The following is a 16,777-nucleotide window of genomic DNA, read 5'->3' as shown; positions in this document are numbered from 1 at the left end:
GCGCCCACCTGGGCGCCGAGCAGCCGGGCGTACCACGCCATGTACGGGGCCCCGGCCAGGTCGGGCACGCCGAGCCGCTCCGCGAACCGCTCGGCGAACCACACCCGCAGGTGCACGCCGCCGCCGCGCGGATAGGCGCCGGGCCGCACGCCGCGCAGCACCAGCCGGGCCACGCCCGCGGACAGGCCCATCCGCCCGGCGGGGGTGACGAACAGCAGCGCGCCCAGCGCCACCCACCACCACGACAACAGGGGAGCCCACGACGGCGCGAGCAGGTTGCCGAGCGCGGCGAGCAGCACGATCCAGCGCGCCGCGCCGGCGCTCAGCAGCACGACCATGAGCGCGGACTGGGCCAGCGCGGACCGCCCGGGCATCGGGGTCACCGGCGGCCGATCCGGCTCGGCCTCGCCCCTGCCGGCCAGCAGCCGGGCCAGCCCGCCGAGCGTCGGCTGGGCGTACACGTCGCCCACGGCCACGTCGGGATGGTCGGCGCGCAGGACCGACACCAGCCGGGCCGCGGCCAGGCTGGTGCCGCCGTCGGTGAAGAAGTCGGCGTCGGGGCCGCTCGGCGGCACGCCGAGGACGGCGGTCCAGTGCCCGGCCAGCCGCGCCTCGGCCGGGCTCAGCGCGACCTCCGCGGCGGCCGGCTCGGTCAGCGGCCACGGCAGCGCGGCCCGGTCGATCTTCCCCGAGGTCCTCGTGGGCAGCGAGTCGACCGGCGCCAGGCGCGGCACCAGGGCCGCGGGCAGCGTGTCCGCGAGCCGTTCGCGCGCCTGGGCCAGGTCGAAGCCGGGCTCGGTGACGAGGTAGCCGACGAGCACCTGGTGGCCGCCGCCGGCGGTGCGGACGGCGGCGGCCGCGCCCGCGACCCCGGGCAGCGCCTGCAGCGCTGCGTCCACCTCGCCCAGCTCGATCCGGCGGCCGCCCAGCTTCACCTGGTCGTCGGCCCGGCCGGCGAAGATGAGCCCGTCGGGTTCGGCGCGTACGAGGTCGCCGCTGCGGTAGGCGCGCTGCCAGCCCAGCGAGGGCAGCGGCGCGTACTTCTCGGCGTCCTTGGCCGGGTCCAGGTAGCGGGCCAGGCCGACGCCGCCGATCACCAGCTCGCCGGTCTCGCCCATGGCCACCGGCTCGCCCGTGCCGTCCACGACCGCGAGGTCCCACCCGTCGAGGGGCAGGCCGATGCGGACCGGGCCCTCGCCGGTGAGCCGCGCCGCCGTGGCCACCACGGTGGCCTCGGTGGGCCCGTACGTGTTCCACACCTCGCGCCCCGGCACGGCCAGCCGCTCGGCCAGCTCGGGCGGGCAGGCCTCGCCGCCGAAGATGAGCAGCCGGATGCCGTCGAGGTGCTCGGCCGGCCAGAGCGCGGCCAGCGTGGGCACGGTCGAGACGGCCGTGATCCGGTGGGCGGCCAGCCAAGGGCCCAGGTCCATCCCGGTGCGCACCAGGGCTCTGGGCGCGGGCACGAGGCAGGCGCCGTGCCGCCACGCCAGCCACATCTCCTCGCAGGAGGCGTCGAAGGCCACCGAGAGCCCGGCCAGCACCCGATCACCGGGGCCGAGCGGCCGCTCCTGCAGGAACAGCCCCGCTTCCGCGTCCACGAACGCGGCGGCGGACCGGTGCGTCACCGCGACGCCCTTCGGCTTGCCGGTCGAGCCGGAGGTGAAGATGATCCACGCGTCGTCGCCGGGCTCCGGCGGCGCGGGCGCCCGGCCCGGGGTGCCGGTCACCGTGAGCTCCCCGGAGACGATCGCGTCCACGCCGGCCTCGGCGAAGACGGTCTCCGCGCGCTCGGCCGGGTCGTCGGCGTCGACGGGCACGTAGGCGGCGCCGGCGGCGAGCACGGCGAGGATGGACACGTACAGCTCGGCGGTCCCCGACGCGAGGCGCACGCCGACGCGGGAGCCGCGGCCGACCCCGGCCTCGGCGAGCCCGGCGACCAGCCGGTCCACCTCCGCGCGCAGCGACAGGTAGTCGAGGACCACGGTGCCGTCGTCGATCGCCGGCGCGTGCGGGTGGCGGCGCGCGGTCTCGTCGAGGACGTCGTTGAGGGTACGGGGCGATGGGGCCAGCACGCCCGCGGGGTAGACCGCGGTCGCCGCCCTCAGGCGTAAATCGGCCGGATTGCTGCGCAAGCGTGCTCCCTGGGTGGACGACGGGTGACATGCCAGAGTACGCGCACCGGGTTACGGACCGGGCCGCCGGATGGCCGAGGAAAGTTTCAGATGGGCGCGCCGCCGAATCATCGAAATTTTTCGGATGACGGCCCGCCGCCTTTCGCCCCGGGTCATGCAATGACCAGCGAAAAACGCCGCAAGGGTGGGCTGACCGGCCGTCAGGGGCGCTGAAAACGGGGGCTCGACCAGCTTCCTCCTGTTTGTTTCATGGATTGACGTAATCAGAAACGCGGTCGTAACCTCAGCGCACTGACGCGGAGGGCGGCGATTTAGTGAAGCGCGCTGATTCGTCCGATGCGGAGATTCCTCTCGACCTTCGAGGATGCGATCAATGAATCTGCTCACAACCATCAAAGGCCGCACCCGATCGATCGGCGTCCCCATGGCCGCCGTCCTGGTCACCGCCACCGCGCTGGTGACGTCCGCGGGACCGGCGCAGGCGGCGGCCCCCGCCGACGGCGCCGTGTACACGCTGGCGTCGGGGTCGAGCGGCAAGTGCGTCGATGTGGCGGGCGCCTCGGCCGACAACGGCGCCCTGCTCGTCCAGACCGCCTGCGTCCCCGCCGCCGCCGATCAGCAGTTCAGGGCGGTGGCGCGGGGGAGTGCGTTCAATCTGGTCAACAGTGGCAGCACCCGGTGTGTCGACGTGCCGGGCGGGTCCACGGTCTCCGGTACGCAGTTGCAGCAGTGGGGTTGCGGCGACGGCAGCAAGAGCAACCAGCAGTGGACCTTCACGCCTTCCTCCGCCGCGTCCGGCAAGTACCTGGTGAAGAGCGTCGCGACCGGGCTGTGCGTGAGCAACAAGGACGGCTCCACGGCGGGCAACAACCCCATCGTGCAGGAGACCTGCTCCGACGTCGCCCGCATGCAGTGGTCCGTCAACTCCACCTCGTCCGGCGACCGGGTCTGGTCCGACAACGCCGACGGGTTCGCCGCCACCAGCGGCAGCGGCCTGCCGACCACCACCGGAGGCGCGGCCGGCCCCACGGTGACCGTCACCACCTATGCCGACCTGGTGAAGTACGCCACCGCCGGCGACCCGTACGTCATCAAGGTCAACGGCGCCATCACCGTCACGCCGTACGGCACGGAGATCAAGGTCGCCTCCAACAAGACCATCGTCGGCGTCGGCACCAGGGGCCACATCGTCAACGGCGGCTTCTTCCTCGGCACCGGCGTCAGCAACGTCATCATCCGGAACCTGACCATCCGCGACACCCGCATGGCCGACGACGACCCCGACGACAAGCTGTACGACTACGACGGTATCCAGATGGACACCGCCCACCACATCTGGATCGACCACAACACGATCACCCGGATGAACGACGGGCTGATCGACAGCCGCAAGGACACCAGCTACCTGACCGTGTCCTGGAACGTCCTGTCGGAGAACAACAAGGCGTTCGGCATCGGCTGGACCGACAACGTCACGGCGCGGATGACGATCCACCACAACTGGATCCACGACAACAACCAGCGCAACCCCAGCACCGACAACGTCGCATACGCCCACCTGTACAACAACTACCTGCAGAACATCACCGGCTACGGCAACTACTCGCGCGGCGCCACCAAGATGGTGCTGGAGAACAGCTACTACGACAACGTCAAGGACCCCTACTACAGGGACGACGCCGCCGAGCTCCGCCAGAGCGGCAGCATCGTGGTCAACTCGACGGGCCAGCGGGAGACCGGCGGCTCCGCCTTCACGCCGTCCTCCTTCTACTCCTACACGCTGGACCCCGCGGCGCAGGTCCCGGCGCTCCTTCGCACCTACGCGGGCCCGCAGGCCAACATCGGCCTGTGATCGACACCCCGGGCCGGCGCCAGAGCACCGGCCCGGGGCACCCCCCACCTCAGGAAAGGACCGACCATGCGCCACGGCATCCAGGCACCGTCACGCGCCGCGAAGATCGCGGTCGTCCTGGCGGTGCCCGTCACCGTCCTGACCCTCTCCACCGGAGTGAGCTCGGCCGCCGCGGCCCCGGCCGACGGCGGCGTCTACGCGCTGGCGTCGGGGTCGAGCGGCAAGTGCGTCGATGTGACGGGCGCCTCGGCCGACAACGGCGCCCTGCTCGTCCAGACCGCCTGCGCCGCCTCCGCGCTCGATCAGCAGTTCAGGGCGGTGGCGCGGGGGAGCGCGTTCAATCTGGTCAACGGCGGCAGCAGCCGGTGCGTCGACGTGCCCGGGGCTTCGACGGTCTCCGGTACGCAGTTGCAGCAGTGGGGTTGCGGCGACGGCAGCAAGACCAACCAGCAGTGGACCCTCACGCCCTCGACGGCCGCCTCCGGCAAGTACCTGGTGAAGAGCGTCGCGACCGGGCTGTGCGTGAGCAACAAGGACGGCTCCACGGCGGGCAACAACCCGATCGTGCAGGAGACCTGCTCCGACGTCGCCCGCATGCAGTGGACCTTCAACTCCACCTCCGGATCGGCCACTCCGACGGTGGCGTCCGACGGCACCGGCCGCTACCGGACCGTGCAGGCGGCGATCGACGCGGTGCCGGCCGGCAACAGCAGCCAGGTGGTGATCACCATCAAGCCGGGCACCTACCGGGAGATCGTCGTCGTCAACAAGCCGTACGTGACGCTGCAGGGCCTGGGCTCGTCCCCGTCGGACACCCTCATCGTGAACAACCACTCGGCCTACACCCACGGCACCTCCGGCAGCTACACCGCGCTGATCTCGGCACGTGACGCCGCCGCCACCAACCTGACGATCTCCAACGACCTCGACGAGAGCACCGTCCCCAGCGGCGCGCAGGCCGTCGCGCTGCGGCTGGACGGCGACCGCACCACGCTGACGAACGTCCGCATCCTGGGCGACCAGGACACCTTCCTCGTCAACGACTCGGCCCGCGCGTACGTCAAGAACTCCTACGTGGAAGGGACCGTCGACTTCATCTTCGGCGGCGGCACGATCGTCTTCCACAGCTGCGACATCTACGAGAAGCGCAGCACGGGCGGCCCCGTCACCGCGGCCAGCACGGCGGCGGCCAAGACGTACGGCTTCCTGTTCTACAAGTCGCGCATCACCGGCGCCACGAACAACACGACCACCCTCGGACGGCCGTGGCGGCCCGACGCGCAGGTGCTCTACCGGGAGTCGACGCTGAGCGCGACGATCGCGACCGCGCAGCCGTGGACGGACATGTCATCGAACTCCTGGAAGAACGCCCGCTTCCTCGAATATCGGAACAACGGCGCCGGCGCGACCACCAACGCCAACCGCCCGCAGCTCAGCGACGCGCAGGCGGCGAACTACACCCCTCAGAAGTACCTGGCCGGCGGCGACGGCTGGAATCCCGCCGGCTAGTGCTGGTGACCGCCCTGTTCGGCGTGGATCTTCTTGGCGATGTCGACGTCCGCGATCGAGCGCTCGATGAGCGCTCGCATCGCGGTCTCGGCCGCCTTCGGTCGCTGCCGGCGGACGGCCAGCAGGACCTCGGCGTGCTTGTCGGCGGACTCGCTGGTGAGGTTCGCGTGCACGAACTGGTCGCGCAGCCGCAACCCGGCCTCGATCGCGGTCGCCATCCGGGCCATCAGCTCGTTGTGCGCCGCGCGCAACAGGGCGTGGTGGAAGGCCAGGTCGGCCTCGACCTGGTCGCCGGTAGGCCGGCCGGCGGCCTCGCGCATGGCGGTCAGAGCGTCCTCGAGCGCGGCCAGGTCCCGGTCGGTACGCCGTTGCGCGGCCATGCGCGCCACCGCGGGCTCGATCGTCAGGCGCACCTCTCCCAGCTCGTCGAGGAACACCTCGTCGACCTGGGCGGCGAAGCGCCAGCGCAGCACGTCGGCGTCGAGCAGCGACCACTGCTCGCGCGGCGCGACGAACGTGCCGCGCCGGGGCCGCGCGCCCACCAGACCTTTGGCGGCGAGCACGCGCAGCGCCTCCCGCACCGCCGTCCGGCTCACCCCGAACCGCTCCTGCAGCGCCACCACGTCGAGGTCGTCGTCCGGGGCTATGACGCCGTTGACGATGGCCGTGCCGAGACTGACGACCACGCGGTCGTGGGCGCCGGCCCTTCCGATCTCCTCCATGCCGGAATCATGCCATGGCCGGCCGCCTGCAACAAAAAGTAATCATATTAATCAAGGTGAGCCAGCTCCAGGACGGACAGCTCGCCCTGCAGGACGAGCACGGCCCCGCCGATCGCGGCCGCGTCCGAGCCGCTGACCGAGGAGACCACCCGCACCCGGTGCGCGCGCCGGGCGAAGGTGCGCCGCCGCACCTCCTCCTGGACGACCGACTGGTAGATCGGGCCCGCCGCGGCGAGGCTGGGCCCGGCGAGCACGATCGTGTCGAGGTCGAACAGGCTCGCCATGGTGACGGCGGCGGTGCCCAGGTGGCGGGCGGAGCGCTCGATGAGCGTACGCGCCTCGGGGTCTCCGGCCTGCGCCGCGGTCGCGATGCGGCCGAACCCGGCCATGACGTCGGAGTCGGCGGGGTCGAGCCCCAGCCGCCGGCCGAGGCTGGATGCCTCCAGTGCCTGCCTGATCACCGCGGTGGGGTCGGCGTAGTTGCCGAGGCAGCCGTAGTTACCGCAGCCGCACGGCCCTCCGTCCAGGTCGACCGTGATGTGGCCGATCTCGACGCCGTTGGAGGAGCTGCCCCGGTACAGCTCGCCGTCCACGACGACGCCCCCGCCGATGCCGCTGGCCATGTAGACGCAGCCGAACGCGGGTGTGTCCACCGCCCCCAGCCAGTACTCCCCGATCGCCGCGGCCGCCGCGTCGTTGTCGAGCAGCACCGGCAGGCCCAGGATCTCCGACAGGCGCGGCGCGACCGGGTATCCGAACCATTCGGCGGTCGGCTGGTGGGTCAGCAGCACGCCCGCCCGCCGGTCCTGCGGCCCGTACGTCGCCAGCCCCACCCCGAGCACCTTCCCGCGATCGACCCCGGCGGTGTCGAGCAGGGCGTTCACGCGCGAGGCCACCAGCGAGAGGCCCTGCCCGGGAGGCAGCAGGGCCGTGCCGGGGAACGAGGTCCGCGCGACCGGCCGGCCCGTCAGGTCGGCGAGGACGACGACGCAGGTGTTGCGTTCGAACAGGACGCCCACCGCGTACCGGGCCCGCGGGTTGAGCTGCAGCAGCGTCCGGGGCTTGCCGCCGGTGGACGCCCCGCGCCCGACCTCGACGACCAGCCCGTGGTCCATGAGCTCGCGGACCACCTGGGTGATGGTCGCCGGCGTGACCCCGGACTCGGCGGCGAGCTCGATCCGGCTGATGGTGCGCGCCGCCCGGATGCGGTTGAGCACGATCCCGCGGGTTCTCGGCCTCCCGGCCACTCGGTCTCCCTTACTTCGGGCGCCAAAGAAAGCCGGGCCCGGGCCGGTGCGTCCGGCCCGGGCCGTCGTTCCGTCAGCGGGCGGCGCAGGACGGCGTGGGGACGCTGTTGCTGCCGTTCCACGAGCCCAGGAACCCGAAGGTCGTGCCGGCTCCGGCGCCGAGGCTGCCGTTGTAGCTCATGTTGCGGGCGGTCACGTTGGACCCGCTGCTGCTGACCGTCGCGTTCCAGGCGTTGGTGACGGTCTGGCCGTTGGCGAAGGCCCACGTCACCGTCCAGCCGCTGATCGCCGAGCTGCCCGCGGTGACCCGGACCTCGGCCTGGAAGCCGCCGCCCCACTGGCCGGTCACCTGGTAGGTGGCCGAGCAGGCGCCGGAGGGAGGCGTGGGGGTGGGGGTTGGGGTGGGAGTGGGTGACGGGGTGCCGGACGAGCCGCCGTAGATCGTGGCCTCCTTGGCGGTCGCCTTGATGCCGTTGGCGCCGTTGAAGATCCGCTGGCCCCACGTCGTGAGCTGGCTCGGGTTGAAGCCGGTCGCCATGTCGAGGATCGGGTCGGTGTTGCCACTCCAGGACCAGCCGAGATAGCCGAGGCCGCGCGACTGCGCCTCGGCCAGGATCGTCTCGTGGTCGACCTCGCTGGAACTGAAGCGCCAGCCGAACTCGCCGATGACCAGCGGCCACCCGTTCGCCTGGAACCGGTTGAGGTAGTCGACGATGGCGGCGGCGGTGTTGAAGACGGCGTACATGTGGATCGACAGCACGGTGTTGTGCTGGGTGTCGGCGTTCAGGATCGTCTGGGCGTTGTCGCGCATGACGTACTGCCAGTCCTGGCCCCAGTTGGGGGCGTCGACCATGAGCAGGTGCTCGAAGCCGTTGCTGCGCATCTTCTTGATCGCGTTCGCGGTGGCGGCGGTCCACTGGGCGGCGTTGGTGTTGCCGATCGGCTCGTTGCCGATGTTGATGACGACGTAGTTCTCCTGGCCGACGAGCGCGCTCTTCTGGCTGATCCAGTAGTCGGCCGCCTCGTCGAGCGAGGCGGCGGCGCCCTCCTCGCCGTACCCGGTGGTGTCGTGCACCTCCAGCACGCAGATCAGCTTGTTCTGCTTGCACAGGGAGATGACGTTGGCGACGTCGGTGGACGGGCCCCACCGCTTGCCGCTGCCGAGCACGACGCGCACGGTGTTGGCGCCGAGCGCCTTGATGTCGGCGAACGAGCCGGTCTGGCTGGTGTACCAGACGTGGGGGTGATTGACGCCCCGCATGATGAATTCCCGGCCGTTGGCCTCGACGATCTTCGTGCCGCTGACGTGCAGGCCCGCGGCCGCGGACGCGGACTGGACGTACACCAAGACCGACGCGACGGCCGCGAGCACGGCGGCGCCGAGGGCGAGAAGCCTTCTTCTCATGACCTACCTCGTGGTCGGGCCCCGGCCATCCGGGGCGGGAAGCGCCCCACACGCTATAGAGCCGCCGAAGGCCGGAGAAGCAGGGGAGATCACGCCCGCCCCGCGCGAAGTGCCGATCCATGCCCCTGCCTGCGACGACCGGCCCGGGGAGGCGAGGGATCACCTGAAAGTTTCAGCCGTTAAATAAGTCCGCTCACGACAGGGCCGCGCGGGGCAGCCCTGGAATGACCGAGAGGAAGAACTCGCGGATGGCGGATTCGACCTTCACGGAGTCGCGGGCGAAGAGCCACTGCGCCTGCAGGCCGTTGATGAGGGAGATGGTCATGGTGGCCAGCGTCTCGGGGTCGATCGCCGGGCGCAGCCCGTCGCGTTCGGCCAGGGCGGTGAAGGTGTCGGCGTAGAAGCGGCGCAGATTGCGGTAGCGGTCGGCGTAGTAGGCGTGCGCGGGGTGGTCGGGAGAGGTCGCCTCGCCCGACACGACGCAGTGCAGCTCCATGAGCCCCGGCTGGAGCTCGTTGTCGACGATGACGGCGATCATGCCTTTCAGGGTCTCGACGGGGTCGGCGGCCGGGTCCAGCACCTTGGCCGCCTCCAGGAACTCGGTGCCGCGTTCGTCACGCAGCTCCAGCACCCCGAGGAGCAGGTCTTCCTTGCGGGGGAAGTGGTGCAGCAGCCCGGTGTGGCTGATGCCGGCGCGCTTGGCGATGTCCTTCATGGTGGCGCCGTAGAAGCCGGTCTCGCCGAACGCGTCCACGCAGGCCTCGAGGACGCGCCGGCGCACCGCCGCCGTCTTCGCGTACGGGCCGCGGTTGCCGGATGCCATCATGACGCCCCTCCAAATTAGTATCGCGATTCGGTTTTCATGCTAGCGTGTCGCCGACACCCATGGTCTCGAGCAAGGAACTCCACCATGCCCCAGCTCCCCTCCGGTTTCCTCTGGGGTGCGGCGACCGCGCCGCACCAGGTGGAAGGCAACAACGTCAACAGCGACTGGTGGGCCCTCGAGCAGCAGATGCCCGGCATGCAGCGCAGCGGCGACGCGGTCGACAGCTACCACCGCTTCGCCGAGGACATGCGCCTGCTGGCCGAGGCCGGGCTCAACGCCTACCGCTTCGGCATCGAGTGGGCCCGCATCGAGCCGGTCCCCGGGGAGTTCAGCCGAGCCGAGCTCGCCCACTACCGCCGGATGATCGACACCGCCCTCGACCTGGGGCTCACCCCTGTCATCACCCTGCACCACTTCACGAACCCGCGCTGGTTCAGCTGGCTCGCCGAGGACGCCACCCAGCGTTTCCAGACGTACGTGCGGGAGGCCACGAGCATCCTCGACGGCGTCGAGTGGGTGTGCACGATGAACGAGCCCAACATGCTCGCCCTCATGATCGGGATGGCCCGGGACGCGCGGGCCACCCAGCGGTCGACCGAGGAGTGGATGAGCCCCACCGTCGAGGGCGCCGCGCGGCCGGTGCTCCCCGACCCCGACCCGGAGATCGGCGAACGGCTGGCCGAGGCGCACCACGCGGCCCGCGCGATCCTGAAGCAGCACACCGGGGCGGCCGTCGGCTGGACGGTGGCCTGCCAGGCGCTCACCCCGACCCCGGGCAACGAGGACAAACTGCGCGAGGTGCGTCACGTCCGTGAGGACCTCTACCTGGAGGCCGCCCGCGGCGACGACTTCATCGGCGTGCAGTCCTACTCCAGCCAGGCCGTCGACGAGAACGGCGTCGTCCCGCACCCGCAACACCCGGACAACACGATGACCGGCAACGCCTACCGGCCCGACGCCATCGGCATCGCCGTCCGGCACGCCTGGGAGGCGACCGGCCACACGCCGATCCTCGTCACCGAGAACGGCATCGCCACCCCGGACGACACGCGGCGGATCGCCTACACCTCCGAGGCCCTCGGCCACCTGTTCGACGCCATGGACAACGGCACGGATGACGGCATCGACGTGCGCGGCTACCTCCACTGGACCGCCCTGGACAACTTCGAGTGGGGCCACTGGGAGCCGACCTTCGGCCTCATCGCCGTCGATCGCACGACGTTCGAGCGCCACCCCAAGCCGAGCCTGGCCTGGCTGGGCGGGGTCGCCCGCCGGGGAGAGATCTGATGCTGAAGCCGCGCTCCACCCCCACCCGCGAGCTGGTCGGTCTCGACGGGCTCTGGCGGTTCGCCCTCGACGGCGGCCCCGGCCCGCTCGACACCACGCTGGAGGCGGCGGTCCCGGCCAGCTACAACGACCTGTTCACCGACAGCGCGATCCGCGACCATGTGGGCTGGGCCTGGTACCAGCGGCAGGTTCGGGTGCCGCGCGGCTGGGCCGGCGAGCGCGTCGTCCTGCGCGTCGACGCCGCCACCCACCAGGGCCGGGTCTACGTCGGCGACGTCCTGGTGGCCGAGCACGTGGGCGGCTACACGCCCTTCGAGGCCGACATCACCGAGCACGTACGCGCCGGCCAGGAGTTCCGCCTCACCATCGGGGTCAACAACGAGCTGACCGACACGACGATCCCGCCCGGCACGATCACCGTCACCGCCGACGGGCGGCGCCGGCAGACGTACCTGCACGACTTCTACAACTACGCGGGCCTGGCCCGCTCGGTGTGGCTCTGCAGCCGTCCCGCCGTCCACGTCGAGGACATCACCGTCGTCACCGCCATGGACGGGACGGTGGAGTACACGGTCAGGACCAGCGCGCCCGCCCGGGTCCGCGTCCGCGTCCTGGACGCCACCGGCGCCCAGGTCGCCACGGCCGACGGCGCGAACGGCGTCCTGCGCATCGAGGACGTGCGGCTGTGGCGGCCCGGCGCGGCCTACCTCTACGACCTGGTCGCCGAGATCCTGGACGGTGAGCAGGTCATCGACAGCTACCCCGAGCCGTTCGGCGTGCGGACGGTGGAGGTGCGCGGCACCGAGTTCCTCATCAACGGCGAGCCGTTCTACTTCACCGGCTTCGGCAAGCACGAGGACACGCCGGTGCGCGGCAAGGGCCACGACAACGCCTATCTCGTGCACGACTTCCAGCTCATGGACTGGATCGGCGCCAACTCCTTCCGCACCTCGCACTACCCGTACGCGGAGGAGGTGATGGAGTTCGCCGACCGGCACGGCATCGTCGTCATCGACGAGACCGCCGCCGTGGGCCTCAACCTCGCCGTCGCGTCCGGGCTCACCGGCGCCCCGCCCCGTCCCACCTTCTCGCCGGACACCTTCGGCGAGGCCACCCGCGAGGCGCACGCCCAGGCGATCCGCGAGCTGGTCGCCCGCGACAAGAACCATCCCAGCGTCGTCATGTGGTGCATCGCCAACGAGCCGGCCTCCAACGAGGAGGGCGCGCGCGAGTACTTCGAGCCGCTGGTGGAGCTCACCCGCGAGCTCGACCCCACCCGCCCGGTGAGCTACGCGGCCGTGCTCTTCGCCACGCACGACAACGACCGCATCGCCGACCTCTTCGACGTGCTGTGCATCAACCGCTACTACGGCTGGTACGTCGCCACCGGCGACCTCGCCACGGCCGAGACCTACCTGGAGCACGACCTGCGCGGCTGGGCCGGCAGGTTCGGCAAGCCGATCATGATGAGCGAGTACGGCGCCGACACCATGCCCGGCCTGCACTCGGTGTGGGACACGCCGTGGACCGAGGAGTACCAGCAGGCCTACCTCGAGATGAACCACCGCGTGTTCGACCGGATCGAGGCGTTCGTCGGCGAGCACGTGTGGAACTTCGCCGACTTCCAGACCTCCCACGGCATCCACCGCGTGGACGGCAACAAGAAGGGCGTCTTCACCCGCGACCGCAGGCCCAAGGCCGCCGCCCACGCGCTGCGGGCCCGCTGGAGGTCGCTCGCCGGCCGCAAACCACAGGGTTAGCGGTCACTCCAAGGCGAGGCGCACCGGGCCGCCCGCGGGGTCGGCGTCCACCACGAGCGAGTAGGGGACGCGGAAGACGCGGCCGGGGGCGGCCGGCCACGGGAGCCGGGTACGGCCGAGGACGCGTCCGTCCTGGGTGGCGGTGACCCGCGGAAGCGTCCGGAAGGAGTCCGCCCACAGCAGGAGCCTGCCACGGGAGGGCGGCGGCCCGTCGGGGCGGACGAGCTGCGGCGCGACCCAGCGCAGAGGCGCCTCCGCCACCAGCGGCACCCCGCCGGCGGGGGCGGGGTCCCCGGCCAGGTGCCGCAGGACGGCCGCGGCCACGTGGCGGCCGTCGAGCGCGGCGACGTCGGCGGTGTCGACCGGGTGCAGGAGGTTCCCGGCCGCGAACACCCCGGGCAGGCTCGTCGCCAGGGAGGTGTCCACGCGCGGCCCGAGCGTGGCCGCGTCCATCTCCAGGCCGCCCGTCCGGGCCAGCTCGTGGTCGGGGATCCAGTCGCCGGTGGTGATCACCGTGTCGCAGGGGACGCGGCGGCGTCGCCCGGTGCCGAGGTCCTCGATGTCGACCGAGGTCACGCGGCCCTTGCCGTTGACGGCGACGACCCGGGTGCGGGCCCGGACGAGCACGCCGAAGGCCAGCCGTCCCGGGAGGTGGAAGGCCGCGTAGGCTTCGGGCCGGTCGTACTCGCTGGTCATCAGCACCGTGCGGCAGCCCGCCTCGCGCAGGGTCAGGACCGCCGACCAGCTGACCAGCTCGGCGCCGACGACCACGGCGCGCCGCCCGACCTCGCGGTGGTGCAGGTGGACGAGGTTCTGCAGCTGGCCGGTGGTGTAGACGCCGTCGGGACGGTCGCCGGGGATGAGCCGGGCCGGGCGGGGCCGCTCCCGGGCGCCGGTCGCCAGGACCACCGCGTCGGCCTGGACGAGGCGGCGGCCGTTCGGCGAGGTCACCTCCAGGGTCCGCGGTCCGGCCCAGCCGGTGACCATGGCCTCGGTCTCCAGCCGGGCTCCGGCGTCGCGGGCGTGGCGGGTCAGCCGGCGCGCGTACGCGGGGCCGGAGATGAATCTGCGCAGGTCGCGCAGGCCGTAGCCGGGGTGGTCGCTGTGCCGGGGGATACCGCCGGTCTCCGGCTCGCGTTCCAGGACCAGGACGTCGCCGTCCACGGACGGGGCGAGCGTGGCGGCGGCGGTGAGCCCGGCCGGACCTCCGCCGATCACGGCCACCCGCACGCGTTCGTTCATTCCGCTCCCCCTTCGAAGATCTCGCGTACCCGGGCCCCGCAGTAGAAGCCCTGGCAGCGTCCGTTCATGGCTCTGGTGCGGCGGCGCAGGCCCTCCACCCCGGCCGGCGGGATCACCGAGGCCAGGGCGTCGCGGATCTCGCCCTTCGTCACCCGCTCGCAGAAGCACACGACCCGGCCGTACTCGGGGTCGGCGGCGATCGCGGCGGCGTCCTGGTAGGGGCGCGGGAAGGCCTCGCCCAGGTTGGGCATGCGGGGCGGCGCCGGCAGGGCGGTGCGCTCGGCCAGGTCGAGATGGCTTTTGAGCAGGTCCGCGACGTGCTCGGCGATCGCCATGCCGGCGGTCAGGCCGGTGGAGCGGATGCCGCCGACCAGGAGATAGCGCTGCCCGGCGTCGAGGTCGATCAGGTAGTCGTCGCGCCCGATCGAGGCGCGCAGGCCCGCGTAGGTCGCGGTGACCTCCTCCGCCATCAGCCGGGGCATGAGCTCGGCGCCCTTCTCGCGCAGGAACTCCAGCCCCGCCTCGGAGGTGCCGGTGGCGGCCCGGTCCGTCAGGTCCTCGGCGGTCGGGCCGACCATGACGTTGCCGTAGATGGTGGGGCTGACGAGCACGCCCTTGCCCGCCGACGACGGCACCGGCAGCACGATGCAGGGCGCCAGCGGCCGCGCGAGCTTGTCGAACACCAGCAGCTCGCCGCGGCGCGGCGTTACGGTGAAGCGGTCGTGGCCGAAGAGGGCGTCGAGCGCGTCGGCGCCCAGCCCGGCGGCGTTGACCACCCAGCGGGCGGAGAGCTCGCCCCCCGTGGTGACCAGCCGGGTGGTGACCGGCCCGGGGTGGACCGCGGTGACGCGGTGGCCGCGCAGCAGCGTCACGCCGCGGTTGACGGCGTCGGTGGCCAGAGCGAGGTTCGTGGTCCAGGTGCAGATGATGGACTCGCCGGGCACCGTGAGCCCGCCGAGCGCGCCCGCGCCGAGGGCGGGGACCCTGCGGTAGACCTCGGCGGCATCGACGATCTCGCAGGCGGTGTAGCCGTTGCGCTCGGCCTTGGCTCGCAGCTCCGGCAGGGCGTCGAGCTGTTCCGGCGTCCACGCCACGAGCAGCGCCCCGGTGCGCTCGACCGGGATGCCGGTGGCCTCGGCGTACCGGCCGAGCAGGTCGTAGCCGCGGGCGACCAGGCGGGACTCCAGGGTGCCGGGCTTGGCGTCGAAGCCGGTGTGCAGGATGGCGGTGTTGGCCTTGCTGGTGCCGTCGCCCACGTCGTCGCGCGCCTCCACCAGCGCCACCGACAGCGCGGTGCCGCCCAGCAGGCGCGCGATGGCCGCGCCGACGATGCCGCCGCCGATCACGGCCACGTCGTACGTGTTCACGAATTCTCCTTCGACGACAGAGTGGCCCGGGCGGCGGCCTGCCACCGCTCCAGGTACGCGGCGGCCCGGTCCGCGGGCCAGGCGGGCTCGTAGACGGCCGACGGCCGCCAGCCGCCGACCGCCGCGGCGGCGTCCAGGGCCGGGTCGAGGGCCATCAGCGCGCAGGCGGCGGCGCCGAGCGGGGTCGCGTGCGGCGACGGGTAGACCTCCACGGGGAGCTGGGCGAGGTCGGCCTGCGCCTGCATGAGGACGCGCGAGCGGGTCAGCCCGCCGTCCACGCGCAGCCGGGACAGCGGCGCGCCGAGATCCGCCCCCACCAGCGCGGTCAGCTCGGCGACCTGCGCGGCGATCCCTTCCAGCAGCGCCCGTACGAGGTGCCCGCGGCCGGTGCTGAGCGTCATGCCGGTGAACGAGGCGGTGGCGCCGGCGTCCCACCACGGCGCGGCCAGCCCGGCGAGCGCGGGCACGCACAGCACCCCGTCGCCGGAGGGCGCCGCGACGGCGTCGAGCTGGTCCGCGCCGGAGACGAGGCCGAGGTCGGCGAGCCAGCGCACGGCCGAGGCCGCGGTGTAGACCTGGCCGTCCACGCAGTAGCGCGTCTCGCCGCGCAGCCGCCAGGCGATCGACGTGGCCAGACCCGACGCCGAGCGGGCCGGGGACGTCCCGAGCTGGGCGAGCAGGAAGGCGCCCGTGCCGTACGTGCACTTGGCGGTGCCCGCCTCCAGGCACGCCTCGGCCAGCAGCGCGGCCTGCTGATCGACGATCAGCCCGGTCACCGGGACCTCCGGGCCGAAGGCGGTGGTCGTGCCGACGACGGCGTCGCCGGCGACGATCTCGGGGAGCCGTTCGGAGCCGAGCCCGAACAGCTCCAGGAGCTCGCCGTTCCACCGCGCGTCCTCCAGCCCGAGCAGGAGGGAGCGGCTGGCGGTGGAGGCGTCGGTGACGAACGCGCCGCACAGCCGGTGCACCAGCCAGGTGTCGGTGGTCGTCACGACGCCCTCGGTGGTCAGCTCCTCGCGGATCCAGCGCATCTTCGGCGCCGAGAAGTACGGGTCGAGCACGAGGCCGGTCAGCGCGGCCACCCGGCCGGCATGCCCGGCCCGCGCGGCGCACAGCGGCTCGGCACGGCGGTCCTGCCAGACGATGGCGGGCGTGAGCGGTTCGCCGGTGACGGGATCCCAGGCCAGCACGGTCTCGCCCTGGTTGGCCAGGGCGACCGCGTCCAGCGGCACGCCCGCCGCGGCGGCCGCGCGCCGCCCGGCGGTCAGAACGGAGTCGAGCAGGGCACGCGGGTCCTGCTCGACGCCGCCGCCTTCCAGGTAACGCGGGCGCAGGGCCTCCTCGGCGATCGCCAGGACGGCGCCACCGGCGTCCACGACGATGGCCTTGGTCCCTGACGTGCCCTGGTCGATCGCGAGGACGTGCATC

12 protein-coding genes are annotated in these 16,777 nt (G+C 72.4%); 4 read left to right on the top strand and 8 right to left on the bottom strand.

What is annotated here, in order from left to right:
- Nucleotides 1-2,132: amino acid adenylation domain-containing protein (locus ACWEPL_RS46350; protein ID WP_452439995.1), on the bottom strand; the 2,132-nt coding region annotated here is incomplete at its 3' end.
- A gap of 373 nt (nucleotides 2,133-2,505) precedes the next feature.
- Between ACWEPL_RS46350 and ACWEPL_RS46345 the strand changes: the two genes are divergently transcribed.
- Both ACWEPL_RS46345 and ACWEPL_RS46340 read left to right on the top strand, forming a co-directional pair.
- Nucleotides 2,506-3,984: an RICIN domain-containing protein gene (locus ACWEPL_RS46345; RefSeq protein WP_452439994.1), complete on the top strand. Its 1,479-nt coding sequence runs from the start codon at nucleotides 2,506-2,508 to the stop codon at nucleotides 3,982-3,984.
- Nucleotides 3,985-4,050: 66 nt separating this feature from the next.
- Nucleotides 4,051-5,493 (top strand): pectinesterase family protein, encoded by a 1,443-nt coding sequence (locus tag ACWEPL_RS46340; protein ID WP_452439993.1) that lies wholly within the window; start codon nucleotides 4,051-4,053, stop codon nucleotides 5,491-5,493.
- Here ACWEPL_RS46340 and ACWEPL_RS46335 read toward each other — a convergent pair.
- The 4 genes from ACWEPL_RS46335 to ACWEPL_RS46320 form a co-directional block, all read right to left on the bottom strand.
- Nucleotides 5,490-6,215, bottom strand: coding sequence for a FadR/GntR family transcriptional regulator (locus ACWEPL_RS46335; RefSeq protein WP_452439992.1), 726 nt, complete (start codon nucleotides 6,213-6,215; stop codon nucleotides 5,490-5,492). The two genes, ACWEPL_RS46340 and ACWEPL_RS46335, sit on opposite strands and share 4 nt — an antisense overlap.
- A gap of 47 nt (nucleotides 6,216-6,262) precedes the next feature.
- Nucleotides 6,263-7,462: an ROK family transcriptional regulator gene (locus ACWEPL_RS46330; RefSeq protein WP_452439991.1), complete on the bottom strand. Its 1,200-nt coding sequence runs from the start codon at nucleotides 7,460-7,462 to the stop codon at nucleotides 6,263-6,265.
- 73 nt (nucleotides 7,463-7,535) lie between these two features.
- On the bottom strand, nucleotides 7,536-8,867 hold the full coding sequence (locus ACWEPL_RS46325; RefSeq protein WP_452439989.1) for a cellulase family glycosylhydrolase: 1,332 nt from the start codon (nucleotides 8,865-8,867) through the stop codon (nucleotides 7,536-7,538).
- A 193-nt stretch (nucleotides 8,868-9,060) separates the two neighbouring features.
- Complete coding sequence (locus ACWEPL_RS46320) at nucleotides 9,061-9,693, bottom strand: TetR/AcrR family transcriptional regulator (protein WP_452439988.1); 633 nt, start codon at nucleotides 9,691-9,693, stop codon at nucleotides 9,061-9,063.
- An 84-nt stretch (nucleotides 9,694-9,777) separates the two neighbouring features.
- On the opposite strand from ACWEPL_RS46320, the gene ACWEPL_RS46315 reads away from it, so the two are divergent.
- Together ACWEPL_RS46315 and uidA are read left to right on the top strand one after the other, a co-directional pair.
- Nucleotides 9,778-10,980 (top strand): family 1 glycosylhydrolase, encoded by a 1,203-nt coding sequence (locus ACWEPL_RS46315; protein ID WP_452439987.1) that lies wholly within the window; start codon nucleotides 9,778-9,780, stop codon nucleotides 10,978-10,980.
- Nucleotides 10,980-12,740 carry a beta-glucuronidase gene (gene uidA, locus ACWEPL_RS46310; protein ID WP_452439986.1) on the top strand — a complete coding sequence of 587 codons (1,761 nt, stop codon included), beginning with the start codon at nucleotides 10,980-10,982 and terminating at the stop codon, nucleotides 12,738-12,740. The genes ACWEPL_RS46315 and uidA overlap by 1 nt, the downstream gene beginning before the upstream one ends.
- Nucleotides 12,741-12,743: 3 nt before the next feature.
- On the opposite strand, the gene ACWEPL_RS46305 is transcribed toward uidA, so the two are convergent.
- From ACWEPL_RS46305 to ACWEPL_RS46295, 3 genes are read right to left on the bottom strand one after another with little or no spacing between them, the layout of a single operon-like run.
- On the bottom strand, nucleotides 12,744-13,982 hold the full coding sequence (locus ACWEPL_RS46305) for an NAD(P)/FAD-dependent oxidoreductase (protein ID WP_452439985.1): 1,239 nt from the start codon (nucleotides 13,980-13,982) through the stop codon (nucleotides 12,744-12,746).
- Entirely contained in the window at nucleotides 13,979-15,349 is a 1,371-nt protein-coding gene (locus ACWEPL_RS46300; RefSeq protein ID WP_452439984.1) for an FAD-dependent oxidoreductase, read from the bottom strand. Before ACWEPL_RS46300 ends, ACWEPL_RS46305 begins: the two co-directional genes overlap by 4 nt.
- On the bottom strand, nucleotides 15,346-16,776 hold the full coding sequence (locus ACWEPL_RS46295) for an FGGY family carbohydrate kinase (protein WP_363984725.1): 1,431 nt from the start codon (nucleotides 16,774-16,776) through the stop codon (nucleotides 15,346-15,348). Before ACWEPL_RS46295 ends, ACWEPL_RS46300 begins: the two co-directional genes overlap by 4 nt.
- Nucleotide 16,777: the final 1 nt, after the last annotated feature.

It is taken from the genome of Nonomuraea sp. NPDC004186 (assembly GCF_053603495.1).
This window is presented reverse-complemented; position numbering and strand designations above follow the sequence as displayed.

What these genes read in the sequence shown, in the direction of transcription:
- ACWEPL_RS46320 (WP_452439988.1), bottom strand. Translation starts at nt 9,693, where the DNA reads ATGATGGCATCCGGCAACCGCGGCCCGTACGCGAAGACGGCGGCGGTG.
- ACWEPL_RS46340 (WP_452439993.1), top strand. Translation starts at nt 4,051, where the DNA reads ATGCGCCACGGCATCCAGGCACCGTCACGCGCCGCGAAGATCGCGGTC.
- ACWEPL_RS46345 (WP_452439994.1), top strand. Translation starts at nt 2,506, where the DNA reads ATGAATCTGCTCACAACCATCAAAGGCCGCACCCGATCGATCGGCGTC.
- ACWEPL_RS46315 (WP_452439987.1), top strand. Translation starts at nt 9,778, where the DNA reads ATGCCCCAGCTCCCCTCCGGTTTCCTCTGGGGTGCGGCGACCGCGCCG.
- ACWEPL_RS46325 (WP_452439989.1), bottom strand. Translation starts at nt 8,867, where the DNA reads ATGAGAAGAAGGCTTCTCGCCCTCGGCGCCGCCGTGCTCGCGGCCGTC.
- ACWEPL_RS46335 (WP_452439992.1), bottom strand. Translation starts at nt 6,215, where the DNA reads ATGGAGGAGATCGGAAGGGCCGGCGCCCACGACCGCGTGGTCGTCAGT.
- uidA (WP_452439986.1), top strand. Translation starts at nt 10,980, where the DNA reads ATGCTGAAGCCGCGCTCCACCCCCACCCGCGAGCTGGTCGGTCTCGAC.
- ACWEPL_RS46295 (WP_363984725.1), bottom strand. Translation starts at nt 16,776, where the DNA reads ATGCACGTCCTCGCGATCGACCAGGGCACGTCAGGGACCAAGGCCATC.
- ACWEPL_RS46305 (WP_452439985.1), bottom strand. Translation starts at nt 13,982, where the DNA reads ATGAACGAACGCGTGCGGGTGGCCGTGATCGGCGGAGGTCCGGCCGGG.